Annotated in this window: 14 protein-coding genes and 1 CRISPR repeat array; of the genes, 10 read left to right on the forward strand and 4 right to left on the reverse strand. The window is 41.0% G+C overall.

Features of this window, described 5'->3' with window-relative positions; translation table 11 throughout:
• Positions 1–474 precede the first annotated feature (474 nt).
• From HEQ19_01965 to HEQ19_01985, 5 genes are all read left to right on the forward strand, one after another.
• Positions 475–2,523: an ATP-binding protein gene (locus HEQ19_01965; GenBank protein WYL98470.1), complete on the forward strand. Its 2,049-nt coding sequence runs from the start codon at positions 475–477 to the stop codon at positions 2,521–2,523.
• Between the two features lie 222 nt (positions 2,524–2,745).
• Entirely contained in the window at positions 2,746–3,888 is a 1,143-nt protein-coding gene (locus HEQ19_01970; GenBank protein WYM03208.1) for an IS4 family transposase, read from the forward strand.
• A gap of 146 nt (positions 3,889–4,034) precedes the next feature.
• Entirely contained in the window at positions 4,035–4,511 is a 477-nt protein-coding gene (locus tag HEQ19_01975; protein ID WYL98471.1) for a response regulator, read from the forward strand.
• Complete coding sequence (locus HEQ19_01980; GenBank protein ID WYL98472.1) at positions 4,508–6,403, forward strand: response regulator; 1,896 nt, start codon at positions 4,508–4,510, stop codon at positions 6,401–6,403. Before HEQ19_01975 ends, HEQ19_01980 begins: the two co-directional genes overlap by 4 nt.
• 163 nt (positions 6,404–6,566) lie before the next feature.
• Entirely contained in the window at positions 6,567–6,917 is a 351-nt protein-coding gene (locus HEQ19_01985) for a Rieske (2Fe-2S) protein (GenBank protein ID WYL98473.1), read from the forward strand.
• Between the two features lie 630 nt (positions 6,918–7,547).
• Here the strand turns inward: HEQ19_01985 and HEQ19_01990 are convergent.
• Together HEQ19_01990 and HEQ19_01995 are read right to left on the reverse strand one after the other, a co-directional pair.
• Positions 7,548–8,633, reverse strand: a complete 1,086-nt coding sequence (locus HEQ19_01990; protein WYL98474.1) for an RNA-guided endonuclease TnpB family protein — start codon at positions 8,631–8,633, stop codon at positions 7,548–7,550.
• Positions 8,606–8,761 carry a hypothetical protein gene (locus tag HEQ19_01995; protein ID WYL98085.1) on the reverse strand — a complete coding sequence of 52 codons (156 nt, stop codon included), beginning with the start codon at positions 8,759–8,761 and terminating at the stop codon, positions 8,606–8,608. Before HEQ19_01995 ends, HEQ19_01990 begins: the two co-directional genes overlap by 28 nt.
• Positions 8,762–9,319: 558 nt before the next feature.
• Between HEQ19_01995 and HEQ19_02000 the strand changes: the two genes are divergently transcribed.
• The 5 genes from HEQ19_02000 to HEQ19_02020 all read left to right on the forward strand — a co-directional run bounded on the left by HEQ19_02000 (position 9,320) and on the right by HEQ19_02020 (position 20,469).
• A complete protein-coding gene (locus tag HEQ19_02000) occupies positions 9,320–9,799 on the forward strand; it encodes a molybdenum cofactor biosynthesis protein MoaE (protein WYL98475.1) in 480 nt (159 codons plus the stop codon).
• Positions 9,800–10,083: 284 nt separating this feature from the next.
• The gene (gene modB, locus HEQ19_02005) at positions 10,084–11,898 is read left to right on the forward strand and encodes a molybdate ABC transporter permease subunit (GenBank protein ID WYL98476.1); all 1,815 of its coding nucleotides are present in this window, start codon (positions 10,084–10,086) and stop codon (positions 11,896–11,898) included.
• A 261-nt stretch (positions 11,899–12,159) separates the two neighbouring features.
• On the forward strand, positions 12,160–12,984 hold the full coding sequence (locus HEQ19_02010) for an undecaprenyl-diphosphate phosphatase (GenBank protein ID WYL98477.1): 825 nt from the start codon (positions 12,160–12,162) through the stop codon (positions 12,982–12,984).
• 380 nt (positions 12,985–13,364) lie between these two features.
• A CRISPR array of direct repeats spans positions 13,365–15,221; the repeat unit is 37 nt; unit sequence ATTGCAATTACACTTAATCCCTATTAGGGATTGAAAC.
• A gap of 1,085 nt (positions 15,222–16,306) precedes the next feature.
• Complete coding sequence (locus HEQ19_02015; GenBank protein ID WYL98478.1) at positions 16,307–17,635, forward strand: TIGR03279 family radical SAM protein; 1,329 nt, start codon at positions 16,307–16,309, stop codon at positions 17,633–17,635.
• 95 nt (positions 17,636–17,730) lie between these two features.
• Positions 17,731–20,469: a family 10 glycosylhydrolase gene (locus tag HEQ19_02020; protein ID WYL98479.1), complete on the forward strand. Its 2,739-nt coding sequence runs from the start codon at positions 17,731–17,733 to the stop codon at positions 20,467–20,469.
• Here the strand turns inward: HEQ19_02020 and HEQ19_02025 are convergent.
• Together HEQ19_02025 and HEQ19_02030 are read right to left on the reverse strand one after the other, a co-directional pair.
• Positions 20,466–20,684, reverse strand: coding sequence for a hypothetical protein (locus tag HEQ19_02025; protein WYM03209.2), 219 nt, complete (start codon positions 20,682–20,684; stop codon positions 20,466–20,468). The genes HEQ19_02020 and HEQ19_02025 overlap by 4 nt on opposite strands.
• Positions 20,662–20,919 carry a hypothetical protein gene (locus HEQ19_02030; protein ID WYL98480.1) on the reverse strand — a complete coding sequence of 86 codons (258 nt, stop codon included), beginning with the start codon at positions 20,917–20,919 and terminating at the stop codon, positions 20,662–20,664. The genes HEQ19_02025 and HEQ19_02030 overlap by 23 nt, the downstream gene beginning before the upstream one ends.
• Positions 20,920–21,287 lie beyond the last annotated feature (368 nt).

Below are 21,287 nucleotides of genomic sequence, written 5' to 3' on the forward strand. Positions count from 1 at the left end.
TAGAAGATAAATTTGAGGAACTTGTGAGGACATCACCCAAGTTTCCACCTGTAACAGCTATAGGACAATACAGTTTAGTTAAGGAAAATTGTCGTAGGGGCACGGCACGAATAAAATTGTCATTAGAAGCAAAAATTTTGGATGCCGTGCCCCTACAGTGTATATCATTCGAGCCTAACTGAACTGTATTGAGCTATAGGGTTCCAAGGCCTTGCGCCCTTACAAATCATGGAAGGGTGCCAAAAAAAGAGATTGTACGGTGCCCAGCAACTATTTTATCGGTTATGTGAGGACGATTGTGCTTCGGGGCGCAAGGCCTTGCGCCCGTACAAATTTTCGGTAATTTTTCGTGAAAGGGACTGGGAAAAAACTGTTACAAAACTTCAACATTATTTTGCATAAAAGGGTTGCTATAGGCTGAGAAATAACTAGTAACTATAAATAATATGACCCATAACGAATCACCAATAACTAATGACTAATTTAATTTTGGTTGTAGACGACGACTATATGACGCGAATACAACTGTGTGATCTCCTAGAACAAGCAGGGTATCAGGTAGCTGAGGCGAGTAACGGTTCAGAGGCGTTAGATATTTATTCTGAAATCAAGCCTAATTTAGTGCTGTTGGATGCTATGATGCCAATTATGGATGGGTTTACTTGCTGCGTACAACTGCAAACAGTTTCTGGTTCTGAAAATACGCCTGTGTTAATGATTACTGGTCTTTATGATCAAGCATCAGTCGAGCGTGCTTTTGCTGTCGGTGCAACTGATTTGATTACCAAGCCGATTTATTGGCCCCTATTACGTGAAAGAGTGAGCCGTATGCTACAAGCTAGTCGTGCTGTAAAAGAATTACGACAGCAGACTCAGCAAGCTCAAATGCAGGAAACGCAATTGCGGTTAGCATTAGAAGCATCCCAAATGGGGGTTTGGAATTGGGATATCACCAACAATAAAGTTACTTGGTCTGATGAGAAGGAAGTGCTTTTTGGATTGAAAAAAGGCTCGTTTGATGGCTCTTATCAAGCATTCATTAAGTACGTTCATCCCCAAGACCGCGATTTTGTTAATCGCTCGATCAACAATGCTGTGGAAGAAGGGGCAGAATATGATATTGAATTTCGAGTCTTATTAGCTAATAATAGCATTCGTTGGTTACTTAGTAAAGGTGTCGTCTTTCGCGACGCCTCTGGAGTAGCTGTAGGGATGTGTGGGGTAGATATGGATATCACCAAGCGCAAGCAAGCACAAGAAAAATTAACATGGGAAAACAGGCGATCGCAATTATTCGCGGATATTACCCTCAAAATTCGGCAATCTTTACAACTGGATGAAATTCTCCACACTACTGTGACAGAGGTGCAAAAGCTGCTGTACGCAGACCGTGTATTAATCCTACAGCTACAGTCAAATGGTTGTTTTTCAACTGTGAAAGAAGCCGTGGTTCCCGGTTTACCTGTTGTTGAGGGGACACAGATTCTTGACCCTTGCTTTCTTGAACGTTACATTGAGAAATATTCCCAGGGTCATATTAGCGCCATTACTGACATCGCTCAGGCTAATATTGAGCAATGCTATCTCGAAATTCTGCAAAAATTTGGTGTCAAAGCCAACCTCGTTGTCCCAATTATCTGCAAACACGAACTTTGGGGGTTGCTGATCGCTCATCATTGCCAACAGCCTCGCCGGTGGACTGACTGGGAAATTGGACTTTTGAGAGAACTGGCAGATCAAATAGGTATTGCCGTAGTTCACAGCCTAATTCTAGCACAAGAAACTCGACAAAGGGAAGAACTCAGCCGTTCTAATGAAGAATTGCAACAATTTGCCTTTATCGCCTCCCATGATTTACAAGAGCCATTGCGGAAAATTCTCAGCTTTGGTGAACGACTCCAAGCTACTTGTGAGGGGGGATTAACTGCACAAGGGCTTGACTATCTCGAACGGATGCAGAATGCTGCGATCAGGATGCAGACATTGATTGAAGACTTGTTGACGCTTTCGCGAGTGACTACTAGGGCACAGCCTTTTATATCGGTAAATTTAACCCAAATCATACAAGGAGTATTATCCGATTTAGAAGTGCGTATCCAGCAAACTGGGGGACGTGTAGAGGTGGAGAAATTGCCGATAATTCAGGCTGATCCAGTACAGATGCGCCAATTATTCCAAAATCTCATCGGTAATGCTCTCAAATTCCATCGCCCAAACATACGACCCATAGTCAAAATCTATAGTCAACATTCCTACAATCAATCAAATAAATTTAGCATCAATTCTGAATTTTGTGAAATCATTGTAGAGGATAATGGTATTGGTATTGAGGAAAAGTATCTTGATCGCATTTTCAATGTATTTCAGCGTCTGCATGGTCGAAGAGAGTACGAAGGCACAGGTATAGGTTTAGCTATCTGTAAGAAAATTGCCGAACGTCATCATGGCAGCATCATAGTCCAAAGTAAACCAGGAGTGGGAGCAAAATTCATTGTCAAATTGCCAATTAATACCCATTTATGATTTTTATTCCTGGAGAGGGATTTCTACCTAACCCCAAACAAAGGTTAATTATACAATTATGCCAATTGATTCATGGAAATTCTCACTTATTGATTCATCGAAAATTCTCACCTACCTGAAGGGGCGACGAAACAAGCTCAAAAGCTTTGTATGTAAGGAGGGCAACGTTTTGTGGTAGAAAAAGATAGGTCTACTTTTGTCAATAAGACCTATCTAATGATAATGTTACCTGCATTCTACCAAAACCACTTAAAAAGTCAATTAAGTTTAGCAGAATACTTGCTGCTAAAAATTTTAATCCATCTATTACAGTCAATCAAAGAAGTAACTTTAGAAAAGTTAGCAAATGCGCTACCTTTGGCAGTTAAATTTGAGAGTAGAAGAAAGAGAATACAAAGATTTTTATCATTACCAAATCTCACCATTGAGAAAGTTTGGTTTCCCATTATTAAAGAATGGCTGGAAACATACTTCAAAGATGAAAAAATTATTTATATAGCAATTGATAGAACTAATTGGAGTCGGATAAATTTATTCATGGTGAGTATCATTTGGGATAAAAGAGCAGTACCAATATATTTTACTTTATTGCCAAAATTAGGTAATAGTAACATCGCTGAACAACAAAAAATATTGTCTCAAGTAATACCAATCTTTAAAAACTATAAAATCTGTGTATTAGGTGATAGAGAATTTTGCTCTGTCAAACTGGCAAAGTATCTCCAGGGATTGGATGTGTATTTTTGTTTGCGATTAAAAAAGAATGAGTTTTTGCAAGTTGAAAAAGATGTTTTTGTTGAGTTAAAAAATCTGGGTTTAGTACCGGGAGTTTCTTTTTTTATCAAAGGAGTTAAAGTGACAAAGACTCGGGGTTTTATGAGCTTTAATGTAGCGGCTAAATGGAAACGTAAAATCAATGGAGTAGCACCGAAAGAAGGATGGTTTATTTTAACAAATTTTGACGACTTAGAGTCGGCAATATCTGCCTATAAACAAAGATTTGATATAGAAGAAATGTTTAGAGATTTTAAAACAGGTGGTTATAATTTAGAAGAGACTAATGTTGAAGGCAACCGATTTATTTCTCTAGTTTTACTGATAACGCTCGCTTACACTTCTGCCATGATTCAGGGTCAAAAAATTAAACATAAAGGAATACAAAAATATGTAGCTCGTGTTAAAGAGTCTGGTCGCTCTGTGCGGAGACATAGTAGTTTTTATGTTGGCTTGTATGGTCAAACTTGGGTCAATTTCACAGATATTTGTATGGAATTAGTGACAGAATTAATGAGAATTAATCGTAATAAGCGCAAGTATTATCAACAGGGATTGAGGGCTATGAAGCTTATCGAGTCTATGTTTTAGCTTATTTCGTCGCCCCCTCAGCTCACCTACAGTAATTTTTAGTTAAATAGACGAGCTTGTAGGGGCGCAAGGCCTTTCGCCCCCAAGACCTTGCACCGCTAAGACAGGTGTCGGTCAAATAAAATAGACAAAGGAGATAATCAACAGTGAAAGGTCGGCAAAAAATCGTTAAAATTTTAATCGCTGATGATGATGAAGACGACAGTCTTTTAGTCCGTGAAGCGTTTGCAGAAAGTAAACTAATTATAGAATTAAATATGGTGAGAGATGGTGAAGAATTGATGAATTATCTGCATTGCCAAGGCGAATATGCTGATGGGTGTTGCCCCTCACCACCAAGTTTAATTTTCCTAGATTTAAATATGCCCAAAAAAGGCGGCTTGGAAGTCCTCAAAGAGATTAAATTAGACCCCAATCTCCGACGAATTCCGGTGATTGTTTTGACAACATCAATGGCTGAGGAAGATATTTATAAAACCTACGATTTTGGGGCTAGCTCCTTCATCATTAAGCCAGTAAGCTTTGCCTCCCTCGTTGAGATGATGAAGAATATCATCAAATATTGGTTTGAAATTGTACAATTGCCGGTAGAAGCAGGGGGAAGCAGGGGGAACCAGAGATGAACAAAATTCTCATCAGAGTATTACTAGTTGATGATGACGAAGATGACTATATTTTAATTCGTGAATGGTTGGCAGAATTTCAGCTAATTAAGTGTGATTTGGCATGGGTAGATAATTATGCAGATGCTAGGAATAATATAGCTCAAAATCAACATGATATTTATCTTATAGACTACCGTTTAGGTAGAGAAAATGGACTAGAACTTTTGCGCGAAGCAATTAAGAATCGCTGCTTTGCTCCTATTATTTTACTCACTGGTCAGGGAGACATAGAAATAGACCTGGAGGCTATGAAAGCGGGAGCAGCAGATTATCTAGAAAAAAGCCATTTGACAGCACATTTGCTAGAGCGTTCTATTCGCTATGCTATTGAACGCAAACAAGCAGAAGAAAAAATTCGTGAACAAGCAGCTTTACTCGATGTCGCTAACGATGCAATTTTTGTTGCCGATTTAGAGGGTAAAATTTTATTTTGGAATCAATCTGCGGAGAAACTTTATGGTTGGAAACCAGAAGCAGCAATTGGTAAGAAAATGCAGGAGCTTTGGGAGGAAAAAAATTTGCCTCTCTTAGAAGAAGCCCGCAAGAATTTGCTGAAAAATAGCTCATGGAATGGAGAGTTACAACAAATAACAAAATCTGGCAGAGAAATTATTGTCGAAACCCGTTGGACATTAGTGCCTGAATGTTGTGATAGACTACTACAATGCATTTTGATTGTTAACACTGATGTTACGCAAAAAAAACAACTAGAAGCACAATTTCTCCGCGCCCAGCGATTGGAGAGCATTGGCACATTAGCCAGCGGTATCGCCCATGACCTCAACAATGTGCTAGCCCCAATTCTAATGACAGCCCAACTTTTAGAGCCACAGATGCGTGATGAACGTTCGCGACAACTGTTGCCAATTTTAATATCAAATGCTAAACGTGGAGCGAATTTAGTCAACCAAGTTCTGTCTTTTAGTCGCGGTCTTGGGGGAGAGCGTAGCGTTTTACAAATTAAGCATTTAATTAGAGAAATTAAGCAAATTATTCAAGAAACATTTCCCAAATCAATTATACTTGTCACCGAAATTAACCAAAATCTTTGGACTGTTTCAGGTGATGCGACTCAACTGCATCAAGTGCTGATGAATTTGTGTATTAATGCGCGGGATGCCATGCCTAATGATGGGACTTTAAAAATTACGGCTAAAAATTTGATAATTGACGAAAGTTATGCTAAAATCCATCCAGATGCTAAAGTTGGTTCCTATATTGTCGTTACTGTGAGTGATACTGGTATTGGTATTCAGGCAGAAATATTAGACCGGATATTTGAACCATTTTTTACTACTAAAGAAATTGGTAAAAGTACTGGTTTAGGTCTGTCTACAGTCCTGGGGATTATTAAAAGCCACGATGGTTTTATCACCGTTGACAGCGAGGTCAGAAAAGGCAGTCAATTTAAAGTATATTTACCAGCACAAGCAGAAACAGAAACATTAGAAGAACCAATATTACCATTGACACCAGGTAAGGGAGAATTAATTTTGGTTGTCGATGATGAAGTTGCCGTTCGAGACATTACTAAAATCTCCCTAGAAAATCATAATTACAAAGCAATTACAGCTAACGACGGCATAGAAGCAATTGCCTTATACGCCGAACATCGTGATGAAATATCTTTAGTTTTAACAGATATTATCATGCCATCTATGGATGGGATAACTACAATTCGGACATTGCAAAAAATCAACCCAGATGTCAAAATCATTGCTGTTAGCGGACTGACTTCTAGTGATAAAATCGTAGCAGCTTATGAGATGGGTATTAAAGCTTTTTTATCCAAACCTTACACAGCCAATCAATTATTGCAAACAATTAACACTGTTCAGAATCAGGGTTGACGGTTGACGCTGGTAATAAGATATTTTCTCAATTGAAATCCCTTGGTTTGAGTTGACGATTTATGAAATGATGTAGTTGACCGGGTTTTTAAGCGCTAAAAAAGCATAAAATCCCCAAGTCTTTCATCAAGTAACCGCCCTGTAGACATCAACCGAGGTATTTATGAGCTGGATTAAGGTGCTTCCTCAAGACGAACTGCCATCTAATGGACGTAAAGTGGTAAAAGTCGAACAACGCGCCATCTTACTCGTTAACCATAATAACCAAGTTTACGCCGTGCAAAATTCCTGTCCCCACATGAAGGTACCCTTAGAAAAGGGCAAAATTACGGAAAATGGCGAGATCGTCTGTCCCTTTCACCGTAGCTCTTTTGACCTAGCAACTGGTAATGTTACTGAATGGATTACCTTCCCCCCAGTTATTAACAAGGCTATAGCTATGATTTCTAAAGAAAAACCACTACCCGTTTTTCCCACCCGTGTACAAGAAGGAAGTATCTGGGTCGATGTGTAATCAAGGGTTTGAAACTGTTTTTTTTGGCGTTGTTGAATGATCTTTTGGGGCGCAAGGCCTTGCGCCCCTACGCTCTATGGTGTTAGCGCTGGGGATTTTGTATCCTAGGGCGTTGTTGAATGATCTTTTGGGGCGCAAGGCCTTGCGCCCCTACGCTCTATGATGCAGGCGATAGGTGTATCACAAATCTGGGCGGCTAAAAACACCAGATCGTCGAATGCTTGTTCTGATCCAGTGTCAAGAATTTGATACTGTCGGATAGCCTCAAACCTTGTTGCTGGAGGGCTGTTGGAAGCCTACACTTACCGCTTGCGGAAGTGTAGGAGATGTCACTCAGCAGGTAATACTATGTGAGTAAATGCCTGATACAAATTATTTTTTCTAAGTTTTTTCCCCTACTCAGGTATCCCTACCCCCTGCTAACCATTTATTTGTATTAAAATGAAAAAGTGAAACGATATAGCAATCGCCAAGGTGGTTAGGAGGTTCTAAATTACTGAGAACCGTTACATAAATCCTACTCAAACCTAGTCAACACCTATCAAAGCTATTCAACTGAGTTTGAGTTTCGTTTATTTCCTGCTTCATTCTGGCAACGTCGGCGTTAACCAGTCCACAGGCTAAAACTGTCTAACTGACAGCTTGACTCAAATTGATTGCTGCGTTTAAATCTCGGTCAATTGTGAAACCGCAGTTACCACACTCAAACACTCTTTCTGATAGCGAGAGCGTTTCTTTTTTGGTTCCGCAGTTAGAGCAGGTTTTGGAACTAGGAAACCATCTATCAACTACAACCAAATTAGAACCATACAGTTTGCACTTGTATGTTAATTGACGGCGAAACTCGAAGAATCCCATATCAGTAATTGCCTTAGCTAGTTTGTGGTTAGCCAACATTCCAGACACATTAAGGTCTTCAATCACTACTGTGCCGTGGTTCTTGGCTAGTAGTGTCGTGAGCTTGTGTAATGTATCTTTTCGGATGTTGGCTATCTTTCTATGCAGTCTAGCAATCTTTATCTGTGCTTTTTTCCAGTTAGCTGAACCGATGACTTTATGACGATTCAACCATTGCATTCTTGACAGCTTGGCTTCATATTTCTTGTAGGATTTGGCTCCTAAAAAAACTTCACCAGTCGAGAGTATAGCCAGTGCCTTAACACCAAGGTCAACGCCGACAATACTCTTGTTGCCTAAATCCTGTTGTTCTACATCAAATCTGAAACTGATAAACCATCTGTCGGCTTGACGAGATATTGTACAAGATTTAGTTAATACTTGTGGTAATCGTTCATAAGTTTTGAGAACACCAATAATAGGTACTTGAATCTTGTTATTGTCTAAAATTTTGACTGTGCCTTCTAATGTGAAAGAATCACGTTTACCTTTCTTTTTAAACTTGGGTACTCCAGCCTGATGGTCAAAACAGCGTTTCCAGGATTCTCGCAAAGCCATCAATGCTTGCTGTGGAGTAGATTTTGAGCATTCGTAGTACCATTCGTTTTCAGATTTCACCAATGCCACTAACCATTTGTGCAAGTCAATAGCAGTAGGAAATTTAATCTTAGAACTGGGATTTTCTTTGTTGTGGTCAAGAATTTGCTTTGTTAAAGCAAGTCCCCAATTCCAAGCATGACGAGCTACTCCACAATGTTTAGCGAATGCTATGCGTTGCTGATTATTCAGTTTCAATTCAGTTTTGAATCCGAGTAGCACGGTAACTCCTTAATCCATTCTCTAAATGCTTGTGACATATTCCAACCTTGCTTATCTGCGTAAGCTTGAAGTTTATTTATTTCTTCTTGACTGAGTAAAGCTTTAAACCATTTATCGCGTTTAGGCATAACTTTTTTGACTCTATGGGTCTATCTTACCCAAGAAATACCCATATACCAAGTAGTATTAACCGTACTAAAGCCGTACAAATATTAAAAAGCTCCCCAAAATTGAGTAGTTATGAAGAGAGGTGATAAGGAATTAAGTTACAGTTTCTAGCCCTTGATGTCATTCCCTTCTTTCCCTAGCCCCTAGTCCCTAGCTATAACTTAGCCCTGGTTGAGTCTGCTTTTGACCGCTAACTTGCTGCTTGGTTTTTTCAGTTTTGACTTTTTAATTAAATTATAGTGATTTTCCTGAATTTCTCTGACTAGGAGAGTTATTTGTTTACGCAAATTTACGTGAATTATTTGTAAATTATTTGTGAATTATTCCTTTTTGAGAAATTAAAGAATCACTGTTATGTAGGACTCCTATTTGATTTTTGAAATATACGTAGGGTGGGCATTGCCCACCCTACAAATACTACAAATACTGGGATTTTTTCAGAAATCAAATAGGACTGTTATATATACATATGTCAAAATTACTGATAGCCAATAACGAGGAACTCTGTTGTGAGGACTATGGCTTCTCGCATTCAACCAAGAGGAGAAGATAGCTTTGCTATTACCTTTGCGCCCTTGTCTGTGGAAGAAATCTACGCCAAAGCCGACGATCCTGCTAATGGCGCGGTGGTGCTGATGAGCGGGATGGTTCGCAATCAAACCGATGGTCAAACTGTGGTAGCCCTAGAGTATCAAGCTTATGAACCGATGGCTTTACAGGTTTTTTATCAAATTGCTGCTGATATTCGCTCGTTGTGGTCTGATGTGAATCGGGTGGTCATTTACCATCGGATTGGACGCTTGCAAATTGGCGAAATCAGCGTTTTGGTGGCTGTGGGTTGTCCCCATCGCAGTGAAGCTTTTGAAGCTTGTCGCTATGCTATTGATACCCTCAAACACAATGCTCCGATTTGGAAAAAAGAGTATGTGAGTACATTAGATGGTACAATTGCCTCAACTTGGGTGAGTATCGGCGCTTGCGACGAATCCCACGGCTAAAGGATACTGTTATCAACAAATTTGGGATATTTTACCAACTTTCATCTGGTTTAGTTGGTAAATTGTGAATAGCAGAAATTGTGTCTGGGCAATTTGCAACCCTGACAAATTTGGCGTTGCATAATTGCGGGATGAAATCGTTAAATTCAACCTTGAAAACTCTCCCTCTTTGCGCCTTTGCGCCTTCCCTACGGGACGCTACGCGAATGCGTGAGATAAAAATCATCCCATCAATCAGCAACCCTGACAAATTTTTCTACTCACCAGTTGTTTCCTAGTAAATTATGCCACAGGATTTATCGCCCCTCTGGATATCACTCAAAACCTCATTGCTGGCTACATTTATCACCTTTTTTTTAGGTATTGCTGCGGCCTACTGGATGCTGAGATATCGCGGTAAAGCCAAGTCACTGATTGAGGGGATATTTGTAGCGCCTCTAATTTTACCTCCCACGGTAGTCGGCTTTTTGTTGCTGATGTTTTTTGGCAAAAATGGCCCTGTGGGAAAATTAATGACAGCGTTGGACTTCACTATCGTCTTTACTTGGTATGGTGCGGCGATCGCAGCTACGGTGGTTTCTTTTCCTTTAATGTATAAAACTGCGTTAGGCGCTTTTGAACAGATTGATCGGAATTTGCTGCTGGTAGCGAGAACCCTGGGGGCGAAAGAATCCACAATTTTTTGGCGGATTAGTTTACCTTTAGCACTCCCTGGCATTTTAGCAGCGACGACCTTAGCTTTTGCTCGTGCCTTGGGTGAATTCGGTGCCACACTGATGCTAGCCGGTAACATTCCTGGACAAACGCAAACAATTCCGATGGCGATTTATTTTGCAGTGGAAGCAGGTGCAATAGATGAAGCTTGGTTTTGGGCGATCGCAATTATGGTAATTTCTCTAACGGGAATTATTGTAGTCAATTTTTGGCAGGAATGGAGGGACAGGGGGACAAAGGGACAACAAAATTCCCAATTGTCTACTCAGAACTCTCAGGAACACCAAGTTAAGACAACTACCCAAACCAGAGACAGTTCAGCACTGATTGTAGATATCCAAAAACAGCTACCTGGCTTTCACCTAGAAGTATCTTTCACAACTGATGCACAACCCTTGGGATTGTTGGGGGGTTCGGGTGCGGGTAAAAGTATGATTTTGCGTTGTCTAGCGGGAATAGAAACGCCCACGAGAGGACAGATTATTTTGAATGGTAGAATATTATTTGACTGGGAACAGAAAATTAACGTACCCAGTCGCGATCGCCGGATTGGTTTTTTAGTCCAGAATTACGCCCTGTTTCCACACATGACTGTCGCCCAAAATATTGCATTTGGCTTACCCAAGGGACTAGCGCCAGGAAATATCCGCGCACAGGTAGAAGAACAACTATTAGCTATGCAATTGCAAGGATTAGGCGATCGCTATCCGCACCAACTTTCTGGGGGACAACAACAACGGGTAGCTTTAGCCAGAGCTTTGGCTAGTCAACCAGAAGCATTACTTTTAGATGAACCGTTTTCTGCACTTGATACCCATCTCCGCAGTCAATTAGAACAGCAAATGACCGCAACTCTTGCTAATTATTCAGGTGCGACTTTATTTGTCACCCATAATATGGAAGAGGCTTATCGAGTTTGCCCAAATCTATTAGTATTGGAGCATGGTAAAGCAGTTCAGTATGACACCAAACAAGAGATTTTCGCACATCCTACAACTGTAAGTGTTGCCCAATTAACTGGATGTAAGAACTTTTCTCGTGCTGTGGTGCAACCATCACACCAAGTAGAAGCAGTTGATTGGGGTTGTACTCTGCAAGTTGTAGAACCAATCAACAGTGAATTATCCCACATCGGCATTCGCGCCCATCAGATTATTTTTACCAACGACCCCAACCAGGAAAACACCTTTAAATGTTGGCTAGTCAGGACTAGTGAAACCCCCCACCGCATGACGTTATTTTTAAAGCTTAATTCTCCTGCCCATAGTCCTCAAGATTATCATTTACAAGCAGAAGTTTTCAAGGAAAAATGGGCGACTCTCAAAGACCAGCCTTTTCCTTGGTATGTGCGTTTAGATCCCCAGCGATTGCTGTTGATGGAGTGAACACTGCAATTTATACCTGAGCAGTTGACTTATTCAGGCGGGTGTAGGAATATTATCAACGTCTTAGGTATTGAATTTCCCGCAAAATGGGGTGCAGTCGAGAACATCATCAACTCAGTAATCGTCATTCCTGGCGTACACTAGAACCGATGAAAAATGCTGATTTTTGTGTCTTGGTGTCTTAGTGGTTTAAAATTTAACCACCAATACCCAAAATTTTCCCATAGTTTTTCGAGAGAACGAAAAAGGTATTAATTGGATATGGAGTTTATTCAAGCGTTTATTTTGGGTATTGTTCAAGGAATTACAGAATTCTTACCAATCAGCAGCACTGCACATCTTCTGATTGTGACCAAGGTATTTGGTTGGAAAGAATTAGGTGCTAAAGATTTTGTCGATGCGATTCAATTTGGCAGTGTTATAGCAATTTTGTTTTATTTTTGGTCACTAATTTCTAGTATAATTAAAGGCGGAATTGCAGCCATAAGAGATAAAGACTGGCAACGGGAGGAATGGAAAATTCTGGTTGGCATTGTAGTCGGAACAATCCCGGCATTACTTCTTGGCTTTATTTTCAAAGATGTGATACCTGAAAGTGCATTAGTTATTGCCATTATGTCAATAATTATGGCGATTTTACTAGGTTTGGCAGAAAGAATTGGGACACGTAAGCGAGGTTTCGATACCTTGCAGATTCGCGATGGTATTTTAGTAGGATTAGGACAAACCCTAGCTTTGATTCCTGGGGTTTCTCGTTCTGGTTCAACGTTGACAACAGCCTTATTTTTAGGATTAGAACGGGATACAGCCGCTAAGTTCTCATTTTTGTTAGGATTTCCTACCCTGACGATTGCTACCCTGTATAAAAGCCTGAAAATATTCCAATTGTTTAAAGCCGGTCAGTTACCAGATAACATTGTTGGATTGTTAATTGTCGGGATTATTTCTACCTTTATTTTTTCCTACCTATCGATAGCATTTTTGATCAAGTACTTACAAACTAAAAATACATTAGTTTTTGTTTGGTATAGATTAGCATTTGGAAGTGCCATATTGTTGGCGATCGCTGCAGGTTGGCGTGAATAGGCGTTAGGCGTTAGAGGGTGTAACCAACGTGGCGACGTTATGAACAAATGTCGGGATTTTCGTAACACCTTATACAATTTCCCTACACAAGGACTTTATTCTGTCCGATTTGCTGAGTTGTTTCCCTAGTTCCGTCAACCTGTAGGTGTTTTGTCAGCTATGTGTTTTTTTTGGGCTGAAATCCTTTCCTGTGCTGCTTTTGACCCCGCTCAACCACTAAAGGAGGTTGACGGAATCTCTGGAATGTTTATCGGTCAACCTTTTGGGCGTTTTTTTCTTCTGCCTCTGTTGACATGTCGGTGCTTGAAACGCTATCCTTATTTTAGGTTGACGGAACTGAACCTTGAAAACCAAATATATCAAGGCTTTTACGGCGAGCCATTGCAATTACACTTAATCCCTATTAGGGATTGAAACCCAATAAAGCTTTGCTCCAAAGCTAGCACAAATGTTTCTAATTGCAATTACACTTAATCCCTATTAGGGATTGAAACAGGAATTTCTTATATTCTGGAAGTGCGCTAACGCATTGCAATTACACTTAATCCCTATTAGGGATTGAAACATAAACCCATTCGGGTAAAAAGGCGCTGGGGACAAAATTGCAATTACACTTAATCCCTATTAGGGATTGAAACTTCTATCGATTCCTTGAATTTCAAGGTCGAGTGAATACAAAATTGCAATTACACTTAATCCCTATTAGGGATTGAAACAGCCATCTACTAACTTATTTGTATTCTTAGATGCTATTGCAATTACACTTAATCCCTATTAGGGATTGAAACGTGGCACTGTTCAAGATCGAACTAAATTCGCTCTTGAATTGCAATTACACTTAATCCCTATTAGGGATTGAAACGAATGAGTGCTGATTCCTTTGGCGGATAAACCGCATAAATTGCAATTACACTTAATCCCTATTAGGGATTGAAACAATCACTCTTACTCCTATCTTCTGGACAGCGAAGAATTGCAATTACACTTAATCCCTATTAGGGATTGAAACCAGATAGGCAACTTACCAGAGAGGGATTATTTCTTATTGCAATTACACTTAATCCCTATTAGGGATTGAAACCAAAAAAAGTATACGTCGCAGATTCCGAAAATTTAATTGCAATTACACTTAATCCCTATTAGGGATTGAAACCGATCAATAATATTCTCTTCCCTTTTGCTCTTGCAGATTGCAATTACACTTAATCCCTATTAGGGATTGAAACAAACCATTGAAGTTTTGTGACAATGCTTCCCAAATAATTGCAATTACACTTAATCCCTATTAGGGATTGAAACGCCAAATCCCTCAAATTCAAGTTGATATATCCGCTCAAGATTGCAATTACACTTAATCCCTATTAGGGATTGAAACTTTTTCTTCAACTTGTCGGGGTACATTTGGTTTATTGCAATTACACTTAATCCCTATTAGGGATGAAACACCCGGTAGAAGTTCTACCAACAAATCATCTTTAAATTGCAATTACACTTAATCCCTATTAGGGATTGAAACCTTTTGTGTCCCACTCTATAGGCATGTCGCCACTATTGCAATTACACTTAATCCCTATTAGGGATTGAAACTTTGAAAATCGAATAACGTCTAAGTAAAGAATAATTGCAATTACACTTAATCCCTATTAGGGATTGAAACCCCTATCAGCTAAGGCACACGATGATAAGTTACCAATTGCAATTACACTTAATCCCTATTAGGGATTGAAACATCTCCTCAACCATTTGCAAGCCTTCAACACGCATTGCAATTACACTTAATCCCTATTAGGGATTGAAACAAACCAACGTGCTAAAATCAGTGCTGTAATGTTAACATTGCAATTACACTTAATCCCTATTAGGGATTGAAACGCAATGGTGTCTTTGCCTACCCCACTATTGCCTAATTGCAATTACACTTAATCCCTATTAGGGATTGAAACTTTTACCACTACCAGAATTACCTGCGATGATTATGCCATTGCAATTACACTTAATCCCTATTAGGGATTGAAACATCATCGAAAATCCTCCAGGGCTTATCAATAGAGGATTGCAATTACACTTAATCCCTATTAGGGATTGAAACAAGTTTGATGAGGCAAAGACTGAGTATCAGACTGCTCAAGATTGCAATTACACTTAATCCCTATTAGGGATTGAAACAAGAACTGTACTAGTCCAAGATTGGAAATACTGAATTGCAATTACCAGACGCGGAGCGTTCGCGTAGCGTCTGTCTGCGACGCCGAAGGCTACGTAGAGAAGATTTCTCATTAGTCCGCGCAGGCGGACAATGCTAGTGTAGTAGTCACCTTCATTCGCCCAAAACTTTTCAAACATCCTCTAAAGGACTACCAAAAAATAAATTACCAAATATTTGAGTCCATAGGGTGCGTCACTACCAGTAATCTCTTACCTAACCCAAGTTTTCTCGCTGCTGACGCACCCTACAAATTAGGGATTTTTTTAATTGTCAGTCCCTAACTGAACCGTATTGTTCCTTAATTCATATCTTGCACTAACTATGTCATACACAACAAAAATCACTAAGTATTGATAGATTTTCGCGGTGCTAACAAATCCGCCAGGGACTGCAAGTCCCTGGCTCATAGCTTAAGTCCTCTATAAGAGGACTAAAAACTGTATTTTCGTAAGGTAATATAGCACTTCCTATTCAGTGATGGTACTCAATTGTATCACGCGATGTAGGGGCACGGCACTGCCGTGCCCTTACCGATGTACCTCACTAGGGCGAGAAACGCTATATGCATCACATATTTTTTGTAGATCCATTGTTTATGCGTAAATGTGCAAGATCTGAGTTAACCGAACTGTATTGGAAGGACTGCAAGTCCCTGGCTCATAGCTTAAGTCCTCTATAAGAGGACTAAAAACTGTATTTTCGTAAGGTAATATAGCACTTCCTATTCAGATGAGGTACAAAATTGTATCACGCGATGTAGGGGCACGGCACTGCCGTGCCCTTACCGATGTACCTCACTAGGGCGAGAAACGCTATATGCATCACATATTTTTTGTAGATCCATTGTTTATGCGTAAATGTGCAAGATCTGAGTTAACCGAACTGTATTGGAAGTAGCTCCTAACTCAACACTGTGTAGATTTTGAGCCGGTAAATAAATTTTGGATTGAAAGCTTAAACCCATTAAAATGGGTTAAAAGATTAACCAGTAAGCTTTGTAGGGGCGCAAGGCCTAGATCCCCTACTTTAGCTATTGGCACCAAATGCAATTGGGGCGGGATTTCGGGCTTAACCGAACATTATCCACTCCTCACTCCTAACTCCTAACTCTTACCCATGACTACCATTCATCCTGCTAAAATTTCTCAAGTATTACCTGATTCGATAGCAGCAGAAATCGGCTTTGAACCGGGGGATGCGATTATTGCTATCAATGGTACCCATCCCCGTGATTTAATTGATTATCAGTTTTTATGTGCTGATGAAGTTCTAGAATTAGAAGTTTTAGACGCATCTGGTAAAACCCACCGGCTGGAAATTGAAAAAGATTACGATGAAGATTTGGGGCTAGAATTTGAAACTGCCCTATTTGATGGTTTAATTCAGTGCAATAACCGCTGCCCATTTTGCTTTATTGACCAACAACCACCAGGTAAGCGGTCTAGCTTGTACTTTAAAGACGACGATTATCGCCTGAGCTTTTTATATGGTTCCTACTTAACTCTTACCAATTTACCAGAAAGAGAATGGCAGCGGATTGAACAAATGCGTCTGTCTCCTTTATATGTTTCTGTCCATGCTACAGAACCCGAAGTTAGAATTAGACTGCTCAAAAATCCTCGTGCTGGACAAATTTTGCAACAAATCAAGTGGTTCTCTGATAGAAGATTACAAATTCATGCTCAAGTAGTAGTTTGTCCAGGTATAAATGATGGTATACACTTGGAACAAACCTTAACGGATTTAGCGTCATTTTATACGGACGATGTGCCTGCTGTAGCTTCAGTTGCTGTGGTACCAGTAGGTTTAACGCGGTTTCGTCCAGAAGCAGACGAATTGACGCCTGTAACCAGGGAAAAGGCGCAAGAAGTGATTTCTCAAGTGCGATCGCTATCCCTAGGATTTCAGCAAAAATTTGGTTCTAGGGTTGTTTGGTTGGCTGATGAATGGTTTTTAATTGCAGGTGAGGAATTACCTAGTGAATCTGAATATGAAGACTATCCGCAAATTGATAATGGTGTGGGTTCGATTCGTTTGTTTATCAAGCAATTTGCAGCCACTGCGGCCGAATTGCTCCCGGATAAAATTGCTCCCAACCGAAAATTAACCTGGGTAGTGGGTAACGCCGTGGAAAAAGCATTTCAACCCATTCTGCAGCAGTTGAATGCTGTTGAGGGTTTATTCGTAAATATGCGTGCTTTAGCTAGTGATTACTGGGGACAGAGTATCAGTGTTACTGGGTTACTAACTGGACATGATTTATTAATGAATTTACAGGGGCAAGATTTAGGTGATGGAATTTTGCTGCCAAATGTAATGCTCAAACATAGCGAATTACTATTTTTAGATGATATGAGTATTGAGGAAGTAGCTAACGTACTGGATACAAAAATATATCCAGTAGCAGGAATTGACGAATTGATCAATACCTGCATTCAGCTTTGAGTTCTGAGTAAATTATCCTGAATCATCAGGTTTTGTTACTCTGGACTCTTGACTTCCAACTTTTGACTTTTGACTAATCAAGAGAGGAGTGACTGGTGAAGAATCAGGAAAAACGATTGAAAAAAATAAAATCAAAAATTAACCAAGCGGGATTTTTAATTGTAAATTTTAACCTTTTAATTTTTAATGGTTTGGTAATTTTACCAGCAATGGCAGCGCCAGAAGAACCTGTACTCAGCGTGGTGCAGAGCGAAGAAAATGCCAATCAGTGGACAGGAATCACCAATCGCTTACAGGCGGCTGGGGTAAAATATTGTGTGATTCCCCTGGCGAACGTCAGGAGTGCGGCTGATTGGGGCGAACGTCGGGTATTATTGTTACCGAATGTCGAAACATTAAACCCATCACAAATCATCGCTCTAGAAGAATGGATGAGCAAAGGTGGACGTTTAATTGCAAGTGGACCTGTAGGAAGTCTGTCGGCGCCCGGAGTGCGTCAGTTGTTGCGATCGCTCTTGGGCGGTTATTGGGGATTTAGCCTCAATGAAATACAACAACTCCAACCCTCAAAAAGTAAAACACAGGAATGGGCTAACCAAAGCGAACTCTTTGGTAAAGTGCGTGGTGGTGTTGTCATTCCTGATGATATGGGTAGTCAATCTGCGGCTGTGTGGAATACTCAAGATAGTCCTACAGCGGTGGTAACAACCGAGCGCTCCACCTTTTTTGGCTGGCGTTGGGGAGTAGATACGGCTTCAGCCCCAGAGTTAGATAATGCTTGGTTAAAAGCGGCTCTCAATCGTTATCTGTCAGGGCCAATAAATCAAAGACAGAAAAAAGTAGAAGGAGGTTCCCCAACCTGCGCTACTTCCGTGGTAGCTACTAGGGAACCCAGCAGCGAAAAAAACACGCCTTCCCCCACTCCCAGCCTTCCCCCAACCCCCACTCCCACTCCCAGGACTCCTGTTAGCATCATCAAACCCCAAAGAACACAGGAGGCCATTGACCAACTAGAACAAACGGTGCGCCTGGATGTCACACCCAATTCTAATGACCCGATTGATAGCAGTGAAGCGATCGCCCTCCAGCAGGAGTTAGAAAATCTCATCGGTCGAGTGGAAAGCGCCCGTCTAGCCGCTGCGGCTTTGGCTGCAGATCGTGGGGAGGCGATTTCTAGTAACTCCGAGTCCCTGAAAGTGCAACAGGCGCGGTTGATTTCTAGCACCACAGGTGGAGGAGTCCTCAGCCTAGACCAAGCCTTAGTCAGGGCTAGGGAAGTTGCGAAAAATATACCCCTATTAATTGCTAAAAAAAACTATGCTCTGGCTCGTCAACAGTGGCTATCTGCAAAGGCCAGTTTATGGAAGCAGTTTCCTGTGGATCGCCGATTAGCGCAACCAGAAATTCGCTCAGTCTGGTTAGATAGGGGGACAATTGTTCGCGCTGGTAGTGAAGCGGGATTAGCTGAGATTTTTGATCGACTGGCGCAAGCAGGGATTAATACCGTCTTTTTTGAAACGCTGAACGCCAGCTACACGATTTATCCCAGCCAAATTGCGCCCCAGCAAAACCCCTTAATTCGCGGTTGGGACCCACTAGCAGCGGCGGTCAAATTAGCCCATGAACGACGTATGGAGTTACATGCTTGGGTTTGGGCTTTTGCAGCAGGAAACCAGCGTCACAATGAAATTATCAACGTTAATCCTGATTATCCAGGACCAGTGCTGGCGGCACATCCTGATTGGGCAAACTACGATAATCGTGGTAATATGATTCCTGTTGGTCAGAATAAACCATTTTTTGACCAAGCCAATCCCGAACTGCGGCAGTACTTAATCGACCTTTACACGGAAATTGTCACCCGCTATAATGTCGATGGTCTACAGCTAGACTACATTCGCTATCCCTTTCAAGACCCAGGCGCCGGTCGAACTTATGGCTATGGTAAAGCAGCTAGGGAACAGTTTCAGCAACTGACTGGGGTTGATCCGCTGAATATTTCACCAAGCGATCGCGACTTATGGCAAAAGTGGACAACATTTCGCACCGAGCAAGTTGATAGTTTTGTCAGCCAAGTTTCACAGCAATTGCGACAAAAGCGCCCGAATTTGATCCTGTCAGTTGCTGTATTTCCTCTACCAGAAATAGAACGAATTCAAAAACTCCAACAGCACTGGGAAGTTTGGGCGAGGCGCGGCGATATAGATTTAATTGTTCCCATGACTTATGCTCTGGATACTCCTCGCTTTGAACGACTAGCCCAACCTTGGATCGCCTCTAAACAATTAGGCAGTACTTTATTAATACCAGGAATTCGCTTGCTTTCTTTGCCCACAATTGGCGCTTTTGATCAACTCCAATTGGTACGAGACTTACCAGTTAGTGGTTACGCACTCTTTGCTGCAGAGAACTTTAACAACGAACTACACAAAATCTTTAGTAATACCCAAGGTAGGGTACAACAAACCACAGCTGAACCGATTCCTCACCGCCAGCCTTTTCAAACTGCTGCTCTTCGTTACACTGGTCTGCAACGAGAATGGAAATTTGTTTTGCAAAACGACCAAATGCGTATGCCTGCAGCCACAATTATTGAGTTTAACGCCCAAGCAGAAGTTTTGCAAGCAGCTTTAAATCAGCTGGCTACCACCCCCAGTTCTACTCAGTTAATCATCGCCAGAGGTTCCCTGACTCGCTTCCAGTCACAATTTCGCAACTGGATGCGCCAAGAGGCGATAGAGAATCCCTATCAAGTCAAAGTCTGGGAAAATCGTCTAGCAACTATAGAAAGGCTTTTACGTTACGGTGAACAACGCCTGCTGTTGCGTCCCTAAGACGAGGGGATTGGGGATTGGGAGTAATGAGTAATGAGTAATGAGTAATGAGTAATGAGTAATGAGTAATGAGTTAGGAGTAATGAGTAATGAGTAATGAGTAATGAGTAATGAGTTAGGAGTAATGAGTTAGGAGTAATGAGTAATGAGTTAGGAGTAATGAGTAATGAGTAATGAGTTAGGAGTAATGAGTTAGGAGTTATTATTCTCCCCATCTTCCCCAGTCCCCAGTCCCCAGCGATGCACTGAGCTTGCCGAAGTGTCCCCAGTCCCCAGCGATGCACTGAGCTTGTCGAAGTGTCCCCAGTCCCCAGCGATGCACTGAGCTTGTCGAAGTGTCCCCAGTCCCCAGCGATGCACTGAGCTTGTCGAAGTGTCCCCAGTCCCCAGTCCCCAGCGATGCACTGAGCTTGTCGAAGTGTCCCCAGTTCCCAGTCCCCAGCGATGCACTGAGCTTGTCGAAGTGTCCCCAGTCCTAAGAAATTGTAAAACTTGTATTATTTGTATTTATTAACATTAGCTGTCCAGTGTTTATACTCCACTTATAATTGGTTTTTTAACGACACAATATCAGAATCTACCTCTATGAAATGCTGTAGCTCACTATAGCCGTTTACACTGGGATACATACAAATTCAACCTACCGTAGCAAGAGAGAGTAAATATACCAAAATTCATCTGGTTTTGCGGACACTGGGGTAGAGGAAAGGGGAAAGACAAATATCTTTCACCATGAGCCGAAAAATTTTTGCCCAAGCCAAATTTATGATGGAAATGCTTAACCGTATAGTATTGGGAAATATACTCGTTACCTTGTA

Origin of the sequence: Gloeotrichia echinulata CP02 (genome assembly GCA_038087035.1) — a bacterium.
Classification (GTDB): domain Bacteria; phylum Cyanobacteriota; class Cyanobacteriia; order Cyanobacteriales; family Nostocaceae; genus Gloeotrichia; species Gloeotrichia echinulata.

Coding starts and splice junctions, on each gene's coding strand:
- HEQ19_01965 (WYL98470.1), top strand. CDS start 475: ATGACTAATTTAATTTTGGTTGTAGACGACGACTATATGACGCGAATA.
- HEQ19_01970 (WYM03208.1), top strand. CDS start 2,746: ATGTTACCTGCATTCTACCAAAACCACTTAAAAAGTCAATTAAGTTTA.
- HEQ19_01980 (WYL98472.1), top strand. CDS start 4,508: ATGAACAAAATTCTCATCAGAGTATTACTAGTTGATGATGACGAAGAT.
- HEQ19_01985 (WYL98473.1), top strand. CDS start 6,567: ATGAGCTGGATTAAGGTGCTTCCTCAAGACGAACTGCCATCTAATGGA.
- HEQ19_01995 (WYL98085.1), bottom strand. CDS start 8,761: ATGCCTAAACGCGATAAATGGTTTAAAGCTTTACTCAGTCAAGAAGAA.
- HEQ19_02000 (WYL98475.1), top strand. CDS start 9,320: ATGGCTTCTCGCATTCAACCAAGAGGAGAAGATAGCTTTGCTATTACC.
- modB (WYL98476.1), top strand. CDS start 10,084: ATGCCACAGGATTTATCGCCCCTCTGGATATCACTCAAAACCTCATTG.
- HEQ19_02010 (WYL98477.1), top strand. CDS start 12,160: ATGGAGTTTATTCAAGCGTTTATTTTGGGTATTGTTCAAGGAATTACA.
- HEQ19_02015 (WYL98478.1), top strand. CDS start 16,307: ATGACTACCATTCATCCTGCTAAAATTTCTCAAGTATTACCTGATTCG.
- HEQ19_02025 (WYM03209.2), bottom strand. CDS start 20,684: ATGGGGAGAATAATAACTCCTAACTCATTACTCCTAACTCATTACTCA.